The organism is Brevibacillus sp. HB1.2, from assembly GCF_013332495.1.
Lineage (GTDB): Bacteria > Bacillota > Bacilli > Brevibacillales > Brevibacillaceae > Brevibacillus > Brevibacillus porteri.
Genome location: NZ_JABMIU010000002.1, coordinates 93,751 through 109,644, shown reverse-complemented (window position 1 = coordinate 109,644; position 15,894 = coordinate 93,751). Strand labels below are relative to the sequence as shown.

The following is a 15,894-nucleotide window of genomic DNA, read 5'->3' as shown; positions in this document are numbered from 1 at the left end:
TAAAATGGGCGATTTTACGAAGTTTGGAGATTTCCAATTTGACGTTTTACGGGAAATCGGGAACATCGGTGCTGGTCACGCTGCCACGGCTCTCTCCAAGCTCATACAAAAAGAAATCGATATGAAAGTTCCACAAGTCAAGATTATCCCTTTCGACGAAGTCGCAGATTGTGTAGGAGGAGCGGAAACTGTAGTAGTGACCGTCTTCCTCCGCGTTGAAGGCGATTGTCCAGGGAACATGTTTTTCATCCTTGATTTGGATTCTGCCAAGCACCTACTCGAACAAATTACAGGAATTAATAAAGATGTGTACGAGTGGGAAGAGCTGGAGATTTCAGCGCTGCATGAGATTGGCAACATCTTAACAGGCTCTTATCTATCATCGTTAGCTGATTTTACACAATTAAATTTACAACCGTCTGTACCTGCACTCGCTGTGGATATGGCTGGAGCTATTCTAAGTTATGGATTAATAGCGTTGGGTCAAGCGGGTGACTTTGCCCTCACGATTGACACCGCTTTTTTCGAAGGCAATGAACAAGTAAAAGGGAACTTTTTCTTAATTCCTGATCCTGAATCGCTCCCAACACTATTTCGTTCATTAGGGGTTCCGTTCGATGGAGATTATTAAGATAGGGATGGCTGATCTTGGTGTGGCAAAGCCGCCGAGTAAGCTGCGTACTACCGGTTTAGGTTCTTGCGTAGGGGTAGTGCTCTACGATCATATCCATAAAATTGCAGGTATGGCACATGTTATGCTCCCTGAATCGTCTTTGGCTAAAAGCGGGGAGCTAACAATAGGCAAGTATGCGGATACAGCAATCCCCCATCTGATTCAGTTGATGGTGAAGGCTGGTGCTGAGACCAGACACACAGTTGCAAAATTGGCTGGCGGTGCACAAATGTTCGCATTTTTAGGGAATAATGACACCATGCGGATTGGGCCTCGGAATGTAGAGGCGTGCAAACTTGCATTGAAGGATGCTCATATAAAGATCGTGGCAGAAGATACAGGGGGAAACTGCGGTCGGACAATAGAGTTAGATGCCACAAACGGCATTCTTCAAATCAGGACCGTAAATCAAGGTGTGAAGGAAGTATAACAAATGTTAGGAACCATTTGGATTAATTTTGGATTAGGAATGCTCGCATTTCTTGTGACGCTGGGTACGGCTGTGGCGAGTAATGTCTGGCTCGTATCACTGGAGAGAGCAGGTATCGCATTTGTCCTATTCTTCCTCGCTGCATTTCCAATTCGTTGGCTGCTCGCAACGTTCATACAGTCATCTACTCCACCAATGGTTACGGACACGCTAGAGGAGACAGGCTCTCCTCTAGCGGAAGGTGGGGTCGTACTGGAAATTGGACAACTATTAGAACAGGAAGATCAAACATTTGCACCACTCTCAATCAACAAGATGGAAAGGGTTCATCCTACTGAGGATCCAGCCACCGTTGCAGAGGTCGTTAGGCGCTTATCAGATGAGTAAAGGTTGGTGACTATTCGTGGCACGGCTAACCAGTCAAGAAAAAGCAAAAGAGTTCGATAAATGGGTCATGTGGAAACAAGAGGGAAGTCGCGAGGCGGAGGTTGACTTGGTCACGCGGTTTTTGCCACTGGTAGATAAGGTGGCAAATCGGTTGGCGATTAATTTGCCAGCAAATGTGGACAAGGATGACTTGATTAGTTATGGGCGCTTTGGACTATTGGACGCTTTGGCTAAATTCGATCATACCCGGGGTCTCCAATTTGAGACGTACGCTATGTGGCGGATTCGTGGTGCAATGATCGATGGACTACGCGAGAACGACTGGATCCCTCGTACTGTTCGAGACAAGGCCAAAAAAATCGAAGAAGCATACACCACCTTGGAACAGCAAATGCTGCGAATGCCAACCGATCAAGAAGTGTCTAATTATCTGGGAATAAGCAAAAAGGAGCTTCAACAGGTTTTCTTGGAAACCTCTCTTGCCAGCATGGTTTCTATCGATGAGGCAGTAGGGGATGAAGACGAACAAAAAACAGCAAGACATTCGTATATCATTGACGAGCTCACACCTCGCCCTGATAATGTGGCGGAAGTATCCAGCTTAAAAGAGGTTCTAGTAACGGTCATCGACAAATTGCCTGAAAAGGAACGATTGGTTGTCTCCTTGTTTTATTTTGAAGAAATGACCTTATCAGAAATTGCGGAAATCATGAGCTTGTCACCTTCAAGAATATCCCAGTTGCACTCCAAAGCTCTTTTCCGACTTCGTTCTGCGTTGTCCAGATGGAAATCGCAATTAATGTAAGGGGACATTACCCAAGCTTGAGAGGGGTAGAATGATGGAAGGAATCGGGAATTATAAAATAGAAGTAAAAATTTCAGCTGATAAATTGGAGGCTGAGGTACTTCTACGTGCGGACGAACAAGATATCGACGAAATTGTCGTCTTGGAAACAGATGTTTACAAAGCATTACAAACAAGCAATGTGAAGTATGGAATTCTCGATGATGTAGTCCAGAACTTGTGTACCTTACCCGCGAAGTATGCAAATGCGAGAGTAAAGGTTGCTCAGGGGATTGCACCTGTGGCCGGAACCGATGCGACTATCGAGTACCCCTATTTGGCATCTATTAATGAAGGGGAAGGTCCAAAAGAGCTAGAGGATGGTCGAGTTGATTTTTATAATGTGACGACAATCCCTAATGTGGCAAAAGGACAACTCTTGGCACGTAAAATATCAGCAAGCCAGGGACAACCAGGCACAGCAGTTACCGGAGAGCCCATCGCTCCCAAAGCCGGCAAGGAAATAAACATAAAGCCTGGGAAAAATGTTGTGCTCAATCAAGAGCGGACGATGCTATACGCCGCTATTGACGGACAAGTCTCCTTCACAGAACAGGCAAAAATGAACGTGTTTCCCGTATTTGAAGTAAACGGGGATGTCGATTTTGGTGTTGGCAATATTGATTTTGTGGGAACGGTGGTCATTCGCGGGAACGTATTGAATGGCTTTCGCGTAAAGTCATCCGGAGATATCCGTGTACTTGGCAGTGTAGAAGGGGCCGAGTTGTACGCGGAGGGCTCTATTGAAATCAAAAGCGGGATTGTTGCTCAGGACAAAGGCTGCATTGTTGCGGGGAAAGATGTTCGGACATCCTTTATCCAAAACGCCAATGTAACGGCTGGCAATCAAGTGGTTGTTTCACAAAGCATCATGTTCTCAACCATACGAGCCGGAAAGCAAATCATCTGCAAAGGAGCAAAAGGCTTCATTATTGGTGGAGTGCTTCAAGCTGGGGAAAAAATTGTGGCACGAGTATTTGGGAACAGCAGCGCCACTCCTACGATACTCGAAGTAGGAGTAAAACCAGAATTAAGACAAGAACTGGCGAACATTCAAAAAGAACTACAAAATGTGTATGAAAATTTACGCAAAACAGATCAAGGCCTAGGCGTTATTAATCAGATCCTTCAAGTTAGCAAAGAACTTCCAGCAGACAAACGTCTCATGCAAATCAAGCTAACCAATACTCGTTTGGTTCTGGAAAAAGAAAGCAAGGAATTGGAAGCACGCAGAAATGATATTGAACTCGAGCTGAAAGGGGAAGGACCAGCAGCTATTGAGGCATATCATGTGATGTATCCAGGAATCAAAATGACGTTTGGAAAGCTGGTGCACTTTATCAAGCACGAGTATGCGAGAACGCGATTTATTGTGCTGGACGGTGAAATTAGCACAGCAACTCTCATCTAATCCAGGATGCTTACATACTTAGTGTGACAAAGGGAGTTGGGGCCATATGAGTTTGAAAGCGGTTGAATTGCAGGTGGCAATACCACGTACGCTAGAAGTCAGCCGAATTCAGGAGCATCAGCAACAACGAACCATGCATGAACAACAATCAATGATTGATCAGCGAAGAGACCTGGATGAACATATGCGCCAGCGCCCGAGCGATCTTGAGCAATCACAAAAGAACCAGATACGCGAACGAGAAAAAAAGCAAGGACAGCAAGAACATCAGGACAAAAAAGAATCCGCTGGAAGTCAATTGTCCGAATCGAGCGAAGGTGTATCTACGAATGCTGATCTCATGAGAGATCCATTGCGTGGACGTATTATAGATATTTCTTTATAAACGAAGTCAAGCCAGAAATAAAGGTGGACAACATGGACGTAGTGTATCCCATCCTGATTGGAGCAGGAATGATCAGTATGCTTCTTGCTTTTGTCATTAAAAAGAAGCAGCCTGTTGACTCCTTTTCCTCAATACCGACACAACGCACGACGGACAAGGACGAGCTCGAAAAAAGCGTGCAGCGTCTTCAAAAACAGGTAAAGCAAGAAACCCATCTTCTTTCTGCAGAATGGCAGGAAATGAGAGCGGATCTTCTCGAGGATATCGCTAGTTTGCGCAAGCGATTAGACAATATAGAAGAAGAATGGCAAAAGAGTGAGAGTCACAAGCAAGAGGCTCCAAATGATACGGATAGGATAGAACCAGCACCTCAAGTTCAAGAGGTGGATATGCTGGCACTGCGAGAACGTTATCGCCGTGCCTTTGAGCTGAGTAAAGAAGGTTTGTCTCGGGATGAGATCGCAAAACGACTCGGTGCCGGCAGAGGGGAAATCGATTTGGTCTTTTCCTTGGCTGACAGGCATGAGAGAGGTCTTGCCGATGCGTAAACAAGAGCTATTATTTGGATTTGGAGCAGGACTGATTGTGGCTACCTCCATTATTGGACTGTTAGCGCCTAAGCAAACTGCGCAAGCACCAGCCCTGACTGTCGATCAAATGAAAGTAGCTGCACAAGAGCTGGAAATGGTCGTACTTACAGCAGAAGAATACAAACAGTGGCAGGAAGAAAAGAAAGTGAACGTACAGCCAGCTCCTGGAGTGCCTAAGGCGCCAGTTACGCCAAAGGTAGGTCAAACCGTGGCGCCTGTGACTAAGCAGCCGCAGCCGCCAACAGTACAGCCTACGACACCTGCAGCTTCATCGGAACAAAAGGTCATTCCGCCAACGAATCCAGAGAGTAAGGACGGCCAGTCTACTCCAACCGTACCGAATACGCAGACACCAACGTCACCCAATACGTTGGCACCTAAAGCTCCGACAGTAGAAGCACCAGTAGCAGATAAGAAGGTATCTTTCACTGTCCCTTACAAAGCAACTGCAGAGGATGTAGCGCAGATTCTAGTAAAGGAAGGAATCCTTCCTGCCGACAATCAATTTGTGGCACAGCTACGTGCGAGCGACAAGCTAAATCGTATTCGTGTAGGTACCTATGAAGTGTCGACCGCCGCTCAGGAAGCAGACATCGTCAAGTTGATCACAACACCGCCTAAAAAATAGGCGGTTTTTTCAATGTAACCAAATGTGTCCATTTGTCCTCTGCCAAGAAGGGTCAAAACTTTTTTTACGAAATAAATGGAATTCGTTTGTTGCAATTGAAACTCCCATATGATATATTCATTTACGGTGTTGAAATCGCACGTCCACCAATTCCGGCAACGGTGCTGCCTAAGGCAGAATTGCTTGGAACATGCGGTGTGGCGGAGGTAGGCATCACAAAAACCATTTTTGAAGGAGGTGTGAAATATGGCAGTAATTTCGATGAAACAATTGCTCGAGGCTGGTGTACACTTCGGTCACCAAACTCGTCGTTGGAACCCGAAAATGGCTCGCTATATCTTCACCGAACGTAACGGAATCTACATTATCGACCTGCAAAAAACCGTTAAAAAAGTAGAGGAAGCGTACAACTTCGTACGTGAACTCGCTCAAGACGGTGGAAAAATTCTCTTCGTTGGTACGAAGAAACAAGCACAAGAATCCGTTAAAGAAGAAGCAGAACGTACAGGTCACTACTTCATCAACCAACGTTGGTTGGGTGGTACTCTGACAAACTTCACTACCATCAAAAAACGTACTGCTCGCTTGGCTGAGCTGAAGCGTATGGAAAACGATGGTACTTTCGCAGTATTGCCTAAGAAAGAAGTTATCGTTCTGCGCAAAGAAATGGATCGTCTGGAAAAATTCTTGGGCGGTATCGCTCACATGGATAAACTGCCTGACGCTCTGTTTGTCATCGATCCTCGTAAAGAGCGCATCGCTGTAGCAGAAGCTCGTAAATTGGGTATCCCAATCGTTGCGATCGTAGATACTAACTGCGATCCAGATGAAATCGATTATGTGATCCCAGGTAACGATGACGCAATTCGCGCTGTGAAATTGCTCACTGCTAAAATGGCAGACGCTCTCCTGGAAGGAAACCAAGGTACAGAGCAACAAGCAACAACAACTGCGTAAGCATGTGTGTTAAAGGGTGGACTGAGGGTGTCAGAACCCCCGTCCATCCTTTTTTGCTGAATAGCGTCGCCAAGGTTAACAGGTGACTTGCTTTTCGATTATAATAAGATCGTAACTTTTCGAGGAGGTTTCACTCAATGGCAATTAGTGCACAAGCTGTTAAAGAACTGCGCGAGCGTACAGGCGCAGGTATGATGGATTGCAAACGCGCGCTGGAAGAAACAGCAGGCGACATGGAAAAAGCGATTGACTTGCTCCGTGAGCGCGGTGTAGCGAAAGCAGCAAAAAAATCTGGTCGTATCGCAGCAGAAGGTTTGACTGCAACAGCGGTAGCTGGAAACGTAGCAGCAGTTGTTGAAGTGAACTGCGAAACTGACTTCGTAGGTAAAAACCCTGAGTTCCAAGCACTCGTTAAAGACATCGCTGAGCACGTTGTATCCCAACGCCCTGCATCTGTTGAAGAAGCGCTGGAGCAACCTTTCAAAGGTGCTGGCGAGACTTTGGGTCATGTAATCAACGAGAAAATCGCGACTATCGGAGAGAACATCTCCTTCCGTCGTTTTGCACTCTCCGAGAAAACAGACAACGGCGCATTCGGTGCTTACCTCCACATGGGTGGCCGTATCGGCGTTCTGGTTACTTTGGAAGGTACACAAGACGAGACACTGGCTCGCGACCTGGGCATGCACGCAGCAGCGTCCAACCCACGTTTTGCTAACCGTGAAGAAGTTTCCGCTGATGAGATCGAGCGTGAGCGTGAAGTTCTGAAAAACCAAGCACTGGCTGAAGGCAAACCTGCTAACATCGTTGAGAAAATGGTTGAAGGCCGCCTCTCCAAATTCTTCGAAGAATACGTACTGGTTGAGCAACCATTCGTAAAAGATACTGACAAGAAAGTAGCTGTTCTGTTGAAAGAAGCAGGCGCTACCTTGAAAGGATTCGCTCGCTTCCAAGTAGGCGAAGGTATCGAGAAGAAACAAGAAGACTTCGCAGCTGAAGTAATGGCTCAAGTTAATAAGCAATAATAAAGGTTATAGGGAACACCTTCGTGTTCCCTATTTTCAAAGCGAGAGTTTCACTTTGTGTGAAACTTTCTGCATGTAAATAGCAGTGTGTACCTGTTCCCAATTAGAAGGAATGCAGACTGGGCACAGAGAATGATTCATGAATGGAGGCCGTTTCACATGCCACTTCCTGCCTATAAACGGGTTGTGTTAAAGTTGAGTGGGGAAGCTTTGGCGGGGGACTTAGGGTATGGGATTGACCCAAAGGTAATTTTCTCCGTCGCTAACCAGATCAAGGAAATCGTAGAATTGGGTGTACAAGTCGCAGTAGTCGTCGGAGGAGGTAACATCTGGCGCGGACTTTCAGGCAGCTCTAAAGGAATGGATCGGGCAACAGCCGATTACATGGGGATGCTGGCCACAATTATGAACTCACTCGCCTTGCAGGATGGGTTAGAAAAAGTGAACGTCCCGACTCGTGTTCAAACCTCGATTGAGATGAGACAGGTAGCAGAACCATACATACGCCGTCGTGCCATTCGTCATTTGGAAAAAATGCGTGTGGTCATCTTCGCTGCCGGTACTGGTAACCCTTACTTTTCAACGGATACGACTGCTGCTCTGCGTGCAGCTGAAATTGAAGCTGAAGTAATCCTGATGGCGAAAAACAAGGTAGACGGTGTGTACACTGCAGATCCAAGCCTTGACCCGAACGCTAAGAAGTACGACCAGTTGACATTCCTGGAAGTGCTGAATAAAGGTTTAGGTGTCATGGATTCAACAGCGTCCAGCCTGTGCATGGATAACAGTATTCCGTTGATCGTCTTTAACATTTCTGAAGAAGGCAATATTCGTCGGGCAGTAATGGGCGACAAAATCGGTACTCTAGTGAAAGGGGAATAATTATGCCACAAACTGTGCTAAAAGACATGGAAGATCGCATGAATAAAGCGATCAATGCTTTGAAAAGAGATCTGTCTAGCCTGCGTGCAGGTCGTGCGAACCCAGCGATGCTGGAGCGTGTTACAGTAGACTACTACGGCACTCCAACGCCGATTAGCCAATTGGCAAACATCAGCGTTCCAGAACCACGTATGCTGACTATCCAGCCTTGGGATAAAACCGCGCTCAAAGAAATTGACCGTGCGCTGCAACAATCGGATTTGGGAATATCCCCATCCAACGATGGTGTGATTATCCGTCTGATGATTCCTCCACTCACAGAAGAGCGTCGTAAAGAGCTCGTGAAGCTGGCAGGAAAAGGTGGAGAAGAAGCAAAGGTAGCTATTCGTAACATCCGTCGTGATGCAAACGATGAAATCAAAAAGCTGGAAAAAGCTGCTACCATTTCTGAGGACGATTCCCGTCGTCATCAAGAAACCATACAAAAAGCGACGGATAAATTCATCGCCGAAGTTGACAAGATCGTTAAGGACAAAGAGAAAGACATTTTGGAAGTATAGGTAATGGTAATCCCCCTCGATTGAGGGGGATGTACGTCTATATCTCTCATTACGGGGGAACACTTTATGTTAGAACATCTGGCGCGCAAATGGGGCCGCAAAGAAAAGCAAACGGAGCCAGCCGAGTTGGATCGTTCCGGTAAGATCCCGGAACATGTGGCGATTATTATGGATGGCAACGGTCGTTGGGCCAACAAGCGCAGTTTACCCCGGGTTGCCGGGCACCGTGCAGGAATGAAAGCAGTAAAGGAAGTCGTCAAGGCTGCAGACGAGATCGGTGTGCGTTATATGACGATGTACGCATTCTCTACCGAAAATTGGAAGCGCCCACGCGATGAAGTGGATTTTCTCATGAAACTTCCGCAGGAATTTTTGTCGACAGAATTGGATGAATTAATAGAACGTGGTGTTCGCATTCGCATGCTGGGCAGTAAAAACGAGCTGCCTTCTCATACGCTGAAAGCACTGCTGGAAGCAGAAGAGAAAACGAAGGACAATAGTGGTCTGCAATTGAATTTTGCTCTGAATTACGGCGGGCGGGATGAACTTGCGAAAGCATTTTCAGAGATGGCGGCACAAGTAAAAGCAGGTGAGCTTCAACCAGAGCAACTGACTGAGGAATTGATTTCGAGCTACCTGTATACAAGCGAAATTCCCGATCCAGACCTCTTGATTCGCACAAGTGGAGAGATTCGCTTGAGTAACTTTATGCTGTGGCAATTGGCATATACAGAATTATGGTTTACGGACGTGCTATGGCCTGATTTTACCCGTGAACATTTTTATCAAGCAATCGTGGAATACCAAGGCCGAGCTCGTCGCTACGGGGCGGTATAACCGAGAGGTGGAATCAGTTGAAGCAACGTATAATAACAGGCCTGATTGGTGGGGCTGCTTTTCTATTATTGATGTATGCTGGTGGAGTTTGGTACTCACTATTGGTGTTTTTACTGGCTGTCATTGGCTATTTTGAATTTATGAGAATGGCTGGCATTCAGTCATTTTATTTGGCAGGATTGCTCGGATATGTATTGATGTTAAGCATTTTGTGGCCGTCTCTATTATTTTCGGATTGGCTCAGTATCAGCATGCCGGATCTGATGCTGCCCGTCATCCTGCTCTTGTTGATTTACTCCGTTTTACGGAAAAATCAGTTTCACATTGAACACGTCGCCCTTACGTTGGTGGGGGCGTTATACATAGGCTACGGTTTTACTTATATGGCCGCTACCCGAAACCTACCTGAAGGATTCATGCTGACGGTCATGGTCATTATGGGAATCTGGTCGACTGATTCGGGCGCCTATTTTGTGGGAAAAGCAATAGGTAAGCGTAAACTGTGGCCAGAAATAAGTCCAAACAAGACGGTGGAAGGGGCCTTAGGAGGTCTCGTCGCTTCTGTCTTGATTGTCCTTTCCATCAATGCAAGCTTTGGACATTTTGCGATTGATCAGGCTTTGACTATCGCACTTGTTGCGGGGATCGTCGGGCAATTGGGTGATTTGGTTGAGTCGGCTTTCAAGAGACATTTCCATGTAAAAGATTCAGGACAGCTCATTCCGGGTCACGGGGGCGTTTTGGATCGCTTTGATAGTTTTTTGCTCGTCTTTCCGGTTCTACATCTATTAGGTATTGTCTAAAACCTTTTGCATATAGAAAGAGATATAGAGGGTGAAATCCGTGAAAAAAATAGCGCTCTTAGGTTCAACGGGGTCAATTGGAACGAGTACGCTTGAAGTCGTAGACCAGCATCCTGAGGATTTTTCGGTGGTGGCTATGGCTGCTGGTACAAACGTCGATCTATTGACACGCCAGGTGGAAAAATTCAAGCCCGAGCTCGTTTCTGTGGGAAATGAGGAGGCTGCCGTTGAACTGCGAGATAGATTGGCGGGTAAGTCTCAACCAGAAATCGTTTACGGGGCGGAAGGATTGGAACTGGTTGCCCGTCATGAAGCTGCCAATTTCGTTATGACCGCTGTTGTCGGCAGTGTAGGGGTCGCACCTACACTCGCTGCGATTGAGGCGGGAAAAACAATTGGACTGGCCAACAAAGAGACACTGGTGAGCGCTGGCCCTGTCGTCATGAAACGAGCGAAAGAAAAAGGCGTATCGATTATTCCAGTAGACAGCGAGCATTCAGCTGTCTACCAATGTCTGCAAGGGGAGCGCAAGGAAGATGTGGCGCGGGTCATTTTGACCGCTTCAGGAGGTTCTTTCCGTCACCTCTCTCGCGAGGATCTACAGCAAGTGACAGTAGAGCAGGCATTGGCTCATCCGAATTGGAGCATGGGTGCAAAAATTACCATCGATTCTGCTACCATGATGAACAAAGGTTTTGAAGTGATCGAGGCTCATTGGCTGTTCGATTTATCTTATGAGCAAATCGAATGCGTATTGCATTATGAAAGTATCATACACTCTATGGTAGAATACAAAGACAGAGCGGTCATGGCCCAACTCGGTACGCCGGATATGAAGGTTCCGATTCAGTACGCCATGAGCTATCCCATTAGAAAAGAACTGCCTACGGAACCACTTGATTTAGTCAAGATCGCCACGCTTCATTTTGCAGCCATGGATTATGAGCGTTATCCTCTGTTAAAATTAGCGTACGAGTGCGGCATGGCAGGTGGTACGCATACTGCAGTACTAAATGCAGCTAATGAGGTTGCAGTTGATAGGTTCTTGAAGGGAGCGATCAGTTTTTTGGACATCGAAAAGGTCGTCCGAAAAACGTGCGAAGCTCACCCGGGTGTAGCGAGTCCAGAGCTTACAGATATTTTTGCAGCTGATGAGTGGGCACGCTCTTATGCGCTCGTCTCCATCTAAGGAAATATGAGTGTTAGATACTTGACAGAAAGGTGGCTGTTCACTTGCCTTTGCCCAACCTGGATTCCGTTGAATCAATTCTCGCGATTGTAGTTGTATTTGGGGTACTTGTCTTTGTGCACGAACTAGGACACTTCCTTCTGGCCAAGAAGGCAGGAATCTTATGTCGTGAATTTGCACTGGGAATGGGGCCAAAAATTTTTCGCGTGAAGCGGGGAGAAACGGAATACACCTTACGCCTGTTACCCATTGGTGGTCTCGTTCGCATGGCGGGGGAAGACCCGGAAATGGATATGTTGAAACCGCACATGGAAGTAAGCGTGGAGCGGGATGCGTTAGGAAAGGTCACACATATTTTGCTCGATGGGCCAAGTACTGGTTCACCTCGTGCGATTACCGGTACGGTGGTACATTTTGATCTGGAGCAAAATTTAAATATCGTGCTTGAACTAGATGGAGAGCAGAAGACATTTGCTGTTCATCCACAGGCTCAGCTGGTCAAGGATGGACAAGAAGTACAGATTGCTCCTCTGAACAGACAGTTCAAAGGCAAGACAGTTTCCCAACGTTTTTGGGCGATTTTTGCAGGACCTGCAGCCAACTTTTTGCTGGCGTTTGTTTTGTTTATCGTGATCGGCTTCTTGTACGGCGTACCGAATGGCAGCCATCTGGGGAATGTGATTCCGGGAGGACCTGCTGCTCAAGCTGGATTATTGCCAGGTGATAAGGTGATCGCGATTCAAGGTCAGCCTGTATCCTCGTGGAAAGACGTTGTAGAGAAGATTAGCAAAGCGCCGGACCAACAATTAACATTTGATTACGAGCGCAATGGCCAGCGTATGACTGTGCCAGTTAAAGTAGGGAAAGACGAAAATAACGTGGGCAAAATCATGGTAACTAATGCACTCACGTTTGCCCCAGGAGAAGTTCTCAAATACGGTGCAACTTCCACTTACGAGTTTACGATGATGATCCTGAAAAGCTTGGGAATGCTCGTGACGGGTGAATATGGGCTGAAGGACTTGAGTGGTCCAGTCGGTATTTTCAAGATGACAGGAGAGGTTGCTCAACAAGGTATGGCGATTCTATTGAAATGGGCTGCTGTATTGAGCATTAACCTTGGATTGTTCAATCTGTTGCCACTGCCTGCCTTAGATGGCGGACGTCTTGCATTCTTGGGAGTAGAGGCGTTGCGTGGTCGACCTGTTGACCCGCATAAAGAAGGAATGGTTCATTTCCTGGGCTTTGCCTTTTTGATGTTGCTGATTTTGGTAGTGACTTGGAATGATCTGCAACGATTGTTCTCCTAATCACGTACTAACACGATAGAAAGAAAAACAGACATACCTAAAAGGATGGTGCAAAATGTTCAAGCGCGAGGAGACGAAACCGGTTTTTGTAGGTGGAGTGCAAATCGGGGGCCAAAAAAGCGTAGTCATCCAGTCGATGACGACAGCAGACACGCGTGATGTAGAAAAAACTCTGGCTGAGATTCAGAGACTGCACGATGTCGGTTGCCAAATTGTTCGCTTGGCCGTCATCAATGAAGATGCAGCCCGTGCCATCAAAAAAATTAAAGAACGCTCCCCATTGCCGCTTGTTGCCGACATTCATTTCGACCACAAGCTCGCGTTGATTGCACTGGAGAGCGGGATTGATAAAATTCGGATCAACCCAGGAAACATCGGTTCGAAAGAAAAAACGCAACGCGTAGTGGAAGCGTGCCGCGAGCGCAATGTTCCGATCCGTATCGGGGTCAACTCCGGTTCAGTGGAGAGAAGACTTTTGGAGAAATACGGTTACCCTTCTCCGGAAGCGATCGTAGAAAGTGCGATAGACCACGTGCAAATTCTGGAAGACTTGAATTACGACAACATCGTCATTTCCTTGAAGTCTTCCGATGTTCCAACAATGATCCAAACATATTCGTTGATGGCACAGAAACGCAACTATCCACTGCATGTCGGTGTTACAGAAGCAGGTACACAGTTTTCCGGTAGCATTAAATCTTCAGTTGGAATTGGAACGGTATTGTCGATGGGAATCGGTGACACCATCCGCGTATCCCTGACGGCTGATCCTGTTGAAGAAATTAAAGTAGCGAAACAAATCCTTCGCAGCTTGGATATCGTGAACAACGATCCAGTGGTTATTGCATGCCCATCTTGCGGTCGATGCGCAATTGACCTGATTGGCTTGGCAACAAAAGTCGAAGATGCTATTTCGACGCTGAAAGTACCGTTAAAAGTAGCGGTAATGGGTTGCGCGGTTAATGGTCCTGGTGAAGCTCGTGAAGCTGATGTAGGCGTTGCCGGCGGAAATGGCGAGGGCTTGATTTTCCGTAATGGTGAAATTGTTCGGAAAGTAAAAGAAACCGAGTTGTTTGAAGAGCTGATGAAAGAAATTAATGAAATTGTAAACGAGCAAAAACCTACAACTGTAGGGTAATGCACGTTGATTGCTGATAAGGCATAAGGAGGACACGCACGTGTTGAAGCAAAGTCAAATGTTGATCCCTACCCTGCGGGAAGTGCCATCCGACGCGGAGATTGCCAGCCACAAGCTGCTGCTCCGTGCTGGTATGGCCCGCCAACTGGCTTCCGGTATTTATACGTACCTGCCCCTGGCGCTCCGTTCCCTGCACAAAATCCAAGCGATTGTGCGTGAAGAAATGAACAATGCTGGGGGACAAGAGCTGTTGATGCCAGCGATGCAACCAGCTGAGCTGTGGCATCAAACGGGTCGTTGGGATGTATACGGTCCCGAGCTCGTTCGCCTGCGTGACCGTCATGATCGTCCTTTTGCCTTGGGTCCAACCCACGAAGAAGTCATTACGAGTCTCGTGCGTGATGAGATTAACTCTTACAAAAAACTCCCGATCAACCTTTATCAAATTCAAACCAAGTTCCGTGATGAAGTGCGTCCACGCTTCGGTTTGATTCGTTGCCGCGAGTTTATTATGAAGGATGCTTACTCTTTTGATACGTCACAAGAAGGTCTGGATCGCAACTTCCAGGCGATGTATGATGCGTACACGAACATCTTTACCCGTGTAGGCTTGAACTTCCGTGCAGTAGAAGCGGATGCAGGTGCAATCGGCGGAAAAGGCACTTACGAATTTATGGCGCTTTGCGACATTGGGGAAGACACGATTGCTTATTCTGAAGAAGGCGATTATGCGGCCAACTTGGAAAAAGCAGAAGTCGTGTACAAGCCATATGCGAAGCCAGCAACAGAAGCGCCAGCTCGCGAAAAATTGCATACGCCTGGTACCAAAACGATCGACCAATTGGTAGAAGCACTGCAAATCGAAGCAAAGCAAATCATCAAGAGCCTCATTTATCGTATAGACGACAAGCTGGTTATGGTTCTGGTGCGCGGTGATCATGAGATCAATGAAGTGAAGCTAAAAAACTTGTATGATGCGACGATCGTAGGGCTGGCTTCTGAAGCGGATATCGTTTCGGTAACAGGAGCTCCTGCAGGATTTGTTGGCCCTGTTGGCATTGATCCTGAAAAAGTGGAAATCATTGCGGACAATTTTGTTCAAGATGTTTATGATGGTGTCGTCGGTGCCAATGAAACAGACTATCATCTGACTCACGTAGTTGCTGGCCGTGATTTCACGGTTTCCCAGTACGCTGACTTGCGCAACATTACAGAAGGCGACGAGTGCCCTCGTACAGGTGGTGTTATCAAGTTTGCACGTGGTGTAGAAGTCGGTCACGTATTCAAGCTGGGTACGAAATACTCCACAGCGATGGGTGCTACGTACCTGGATGAGAATGGTCGCAGTCAACCAATGATCATGGGTTGCTACGGAATCGGTGTATCTCGTACGATTGCGGCAGTGATCGAGCAGAACAATGATGAAAATGGAATCATTTGGCCAGTATCTGTTGCACCTTTCCATGTGCATGTGATTCCGGTCAATGTTAAAGTAGAAGAGCAACGGCAAGCTAGTGAACAAATTACAGAAGCATTGCGCAAGGCTGGCGTAGAAGTTTTGTTTGACGATCGTCCTGAGCGTGCTGGTGTGAAGTTTAAAGATGCCGATTTGATTGGATTGCCTCTGCGTATTACGGTTTCTGATAAAGCTGCACAAGAAGGAACAGTTGAAGTGCGTATCCGCAAAAACGGTGAAACACATGATGTGAAGCTGGATCAATTGGTCGATGAAGTGAAAGGTCACTTATCTCGTGTTGACCAAACAGGAGCTGCCTTGTTCGGTAACTAGTTGCATGCAGGAATAAGAAGGATTTTGTCGAATTTTTACGGGGTACTCCCCTAGCT

The 15,894-nt window shown here is 46.8% G+C and carries 18 protein-coding genes; all 18 read left to right on the top strand.

Annotated features, from left to right (window positions below):
• Positions 1–4 precede the first annotated feature (4 nt).
• The 18 genes from HPY28_RS05285 to HPY28_RS05200 all read left to right on the top strand — a co-directional run bounded on the left by HPY28_RS05285 (position 5) and on the right by HPY28_RS05200 (position 15,838).
• A complete protein-coding gene (locus HPY28_RS05285; protein ID WP_017249309.1) occupies positions 5–631 on the top strand; it encodes a chemotaxis protein CheC in 627 nt (208 codons plus the stop codon).
• The gene (locus HPY28_RS05280) at positions 618–1,103 is read left to right on the top strand and encodes a chemotaxis protein CheD (protein WP_007719270.1); all 486 of its coding nucleotides are present in this window, start codon (positions 618–620) and stop codon (positions 1,101–1,103) included. Before HPY28_RS05285 ends, HPY28_RS05280 begins: the two co-directional genes overlap by 14 nt.
• A gap of 3 nt (positions 1,104–1,106) precedes the next feature.
• The gene (locus HPY28_RS05275) at positions 1,107–1,490 is read left to right on the top strand and encodes a hypothetical protein (RefSeq protein ID WP_069849255.1); all 384 of its coding nucleotides are present in this window, start codon (positions 1,107–1,109) and stop codon (positions 1,488–1,490) included.
• Between the two features lie 16 nt (positions 1,491–1,506).
• Positions 1,507–2,295 (top strand): FliA/WhiG family RNA polymerase sigma factor, encoded by a 789-nt coding sequence (locus tag HPY28_RS05270; protein ID WP_017249307.1) that lies wholly within the window; start codon positions 1,507–1,509, stop codon positions 2,293–2,295.
• A 31-nt stretch (positions 2,296–2,326) separates the two neighbouring features.
• Complete coding sequence (locus tag HPY28_RS05265; protein ID WP_174224285.1) at positions 2,327–3,745, top strand: flagellar assembly protein A; 1,419 nt, start codon at positions 2,327–2,329, stop codon at positions 3,743–3,745.
• A 46-nt stretch (positions 3,746–3,791) separates the two neighbouring features.
• A complete protein-coding gene (locus HPY28_RS05260; RefSeq protein WP_017249305.1) occupies positions 3,792–4,130 on the top strand; it encodes a hypothetical protein in 339 nt (112 codons plus the stop codon).
• A gap of 23 nt (positions 4,131–4,153) precedes the next feature.
• Positions 4,154–4,678: a DUF6115 domain-containing protein gene (locus HPY28_RS05255; RefSeq protein WP_017249304.1), complete on the top strand. Its 525-nt coding sequence runs from the start codon at positions 4,154–4,156 to the stop codon at positions 4,676–4,678.
• A complete protein-coding gene (locus tag HPY28_RS05250; RefSeq protein ID WP_173622004.1) occupies positions 4,653–5,348 on the top strand; it encodes a DNA polymerase III subunit gamma/tau in 696 nt (231 codons plus the stop codon). The genes HPY28_RS05255 and HPY28_RS05250 overlap by 26 nt, the downstream gene beginning before the upstream one ends.
• A 246-nt stretch (positions 5,349–5,594) precedes the next feature.
• Complete coding sequence (gene rpsB / locus HPY28_RS05245; protein ID WP_015891726.1) at positions 5,595–6,305, top strand: 30S ribosomal protein S2; 711 nt, start codon at positions 5,595–5,597, stop codon at positions 6,303–6,305.
• A gap of 137 nt (positions 6,306–6,442) precedes the next feature.
• Entirely contained in the window at positions 6,443–7,330 is an 888-nt protein-coding gene (gene tsf, locus HPY28_RS05240; RefSeq protein WP_017249302.1) for a translation elongation factor Ts, read from the top strand.
• Between the two features lie 159 nt (positions 7,331–7,489).
• Entirely contained in the window at positions 7,490–8,212 is a 723-nt protein-coding gene (gene pyrH, locus HPY28_RS05235) for a UMP kinase (RefSeq protein WP_017249301.1), read from the top strand.
• 2 nt (positions 8,213–8,214) lie between these two features.
• Positions 8,215–8,772, top strand: a complete 558-nt coding sequence (gene frr, locus HPY28_RS05230; RefSeq protein ID WP_017249300.1) for a ribosome recycling factor — start codon at positions 8,215–8,217, stop codon at positions 8,770–8,772.
• 66 nt (positions 8,773–8,838) lie between these two features.
• Positions 8,839–9,609, top strand: a complete 771-nt coding sequence (locus HPY28_RS05225) for an undecaprenyl pyrophosphate synthase (RefSeq protein ID WP_017249299.1) — start codon at positions 8,839–8,841, stop codon at positions 9,607–9,609.
• A gap of 17 nt (positions 9,610–9,626) precedes the next feature.
• Complete coding sequence (locus HPY28_RS05220) at positions 9,627–10,412, top strand: phosphatidate cytidylyltransferase (RefSeq protein WP_016743343.1); 786 nt, start codon at positions 9,627–9,629, stop codon at positions 10,410–10,412.
• Between the two features lie 40 nt (positions 10,413–10,452).
• The gene (locus HPY28_RS05215; protein WP_173622003.1) at positions 10,453–11,601 is read left to right on the top strand and encodes a 1-deoxy-D-xylulose-5-phosphate reductoisomerase; all 1,149 of its coding nucleotides are present in this window, start codon (positions 10,453–10,455) and stop codon (positions 11,599–11,601) included.
• A gap of 44 nt (positions 11,602–11,645) precedes the next feature.
• On the top strand, positions 11,646–12,911 hold the full coding sequence (gene rseP, locus HPY28_RS05210) for an RIP metalloprotease RseP (RefSeq protein ID WP_017249297.1): 1,266 nt from the start codon (positions 11,646–11,648) through the stop codon (positions 12,909–12,911).
• A gap of 55 nt (positions 12,912–12,966) precedes the next feature.
• Complete coding sequence (gene ispG / locus HPY28_RS05205; RefSeq protein ID WP_007719240.1) at positions 12,967–14,049, top strand: flavodoxin-dependent (E)-4-hydroxy-3-methylbut-2-enyl-diphosphate synthase; 1,083 nt, start codon at positions 12,967–12,969, stop codon at positions 14,047–14,049.
• Positions 14,050–14,092: 43 nt separating this feature from the next.
• Positions 14,093–15,838, top strand: coding sequence for a proline--tRNA ligase (locus tag HPY28_RS05200; RefSeq protein ID WP_145958354.1), 1,746 nt, complete (start codon positions 14,093–14,095; stop codon positions 15,836–15,838).
• The last annotated feature ends 56 nt before the right edge of the window (positions 15,839–15,894 follow it).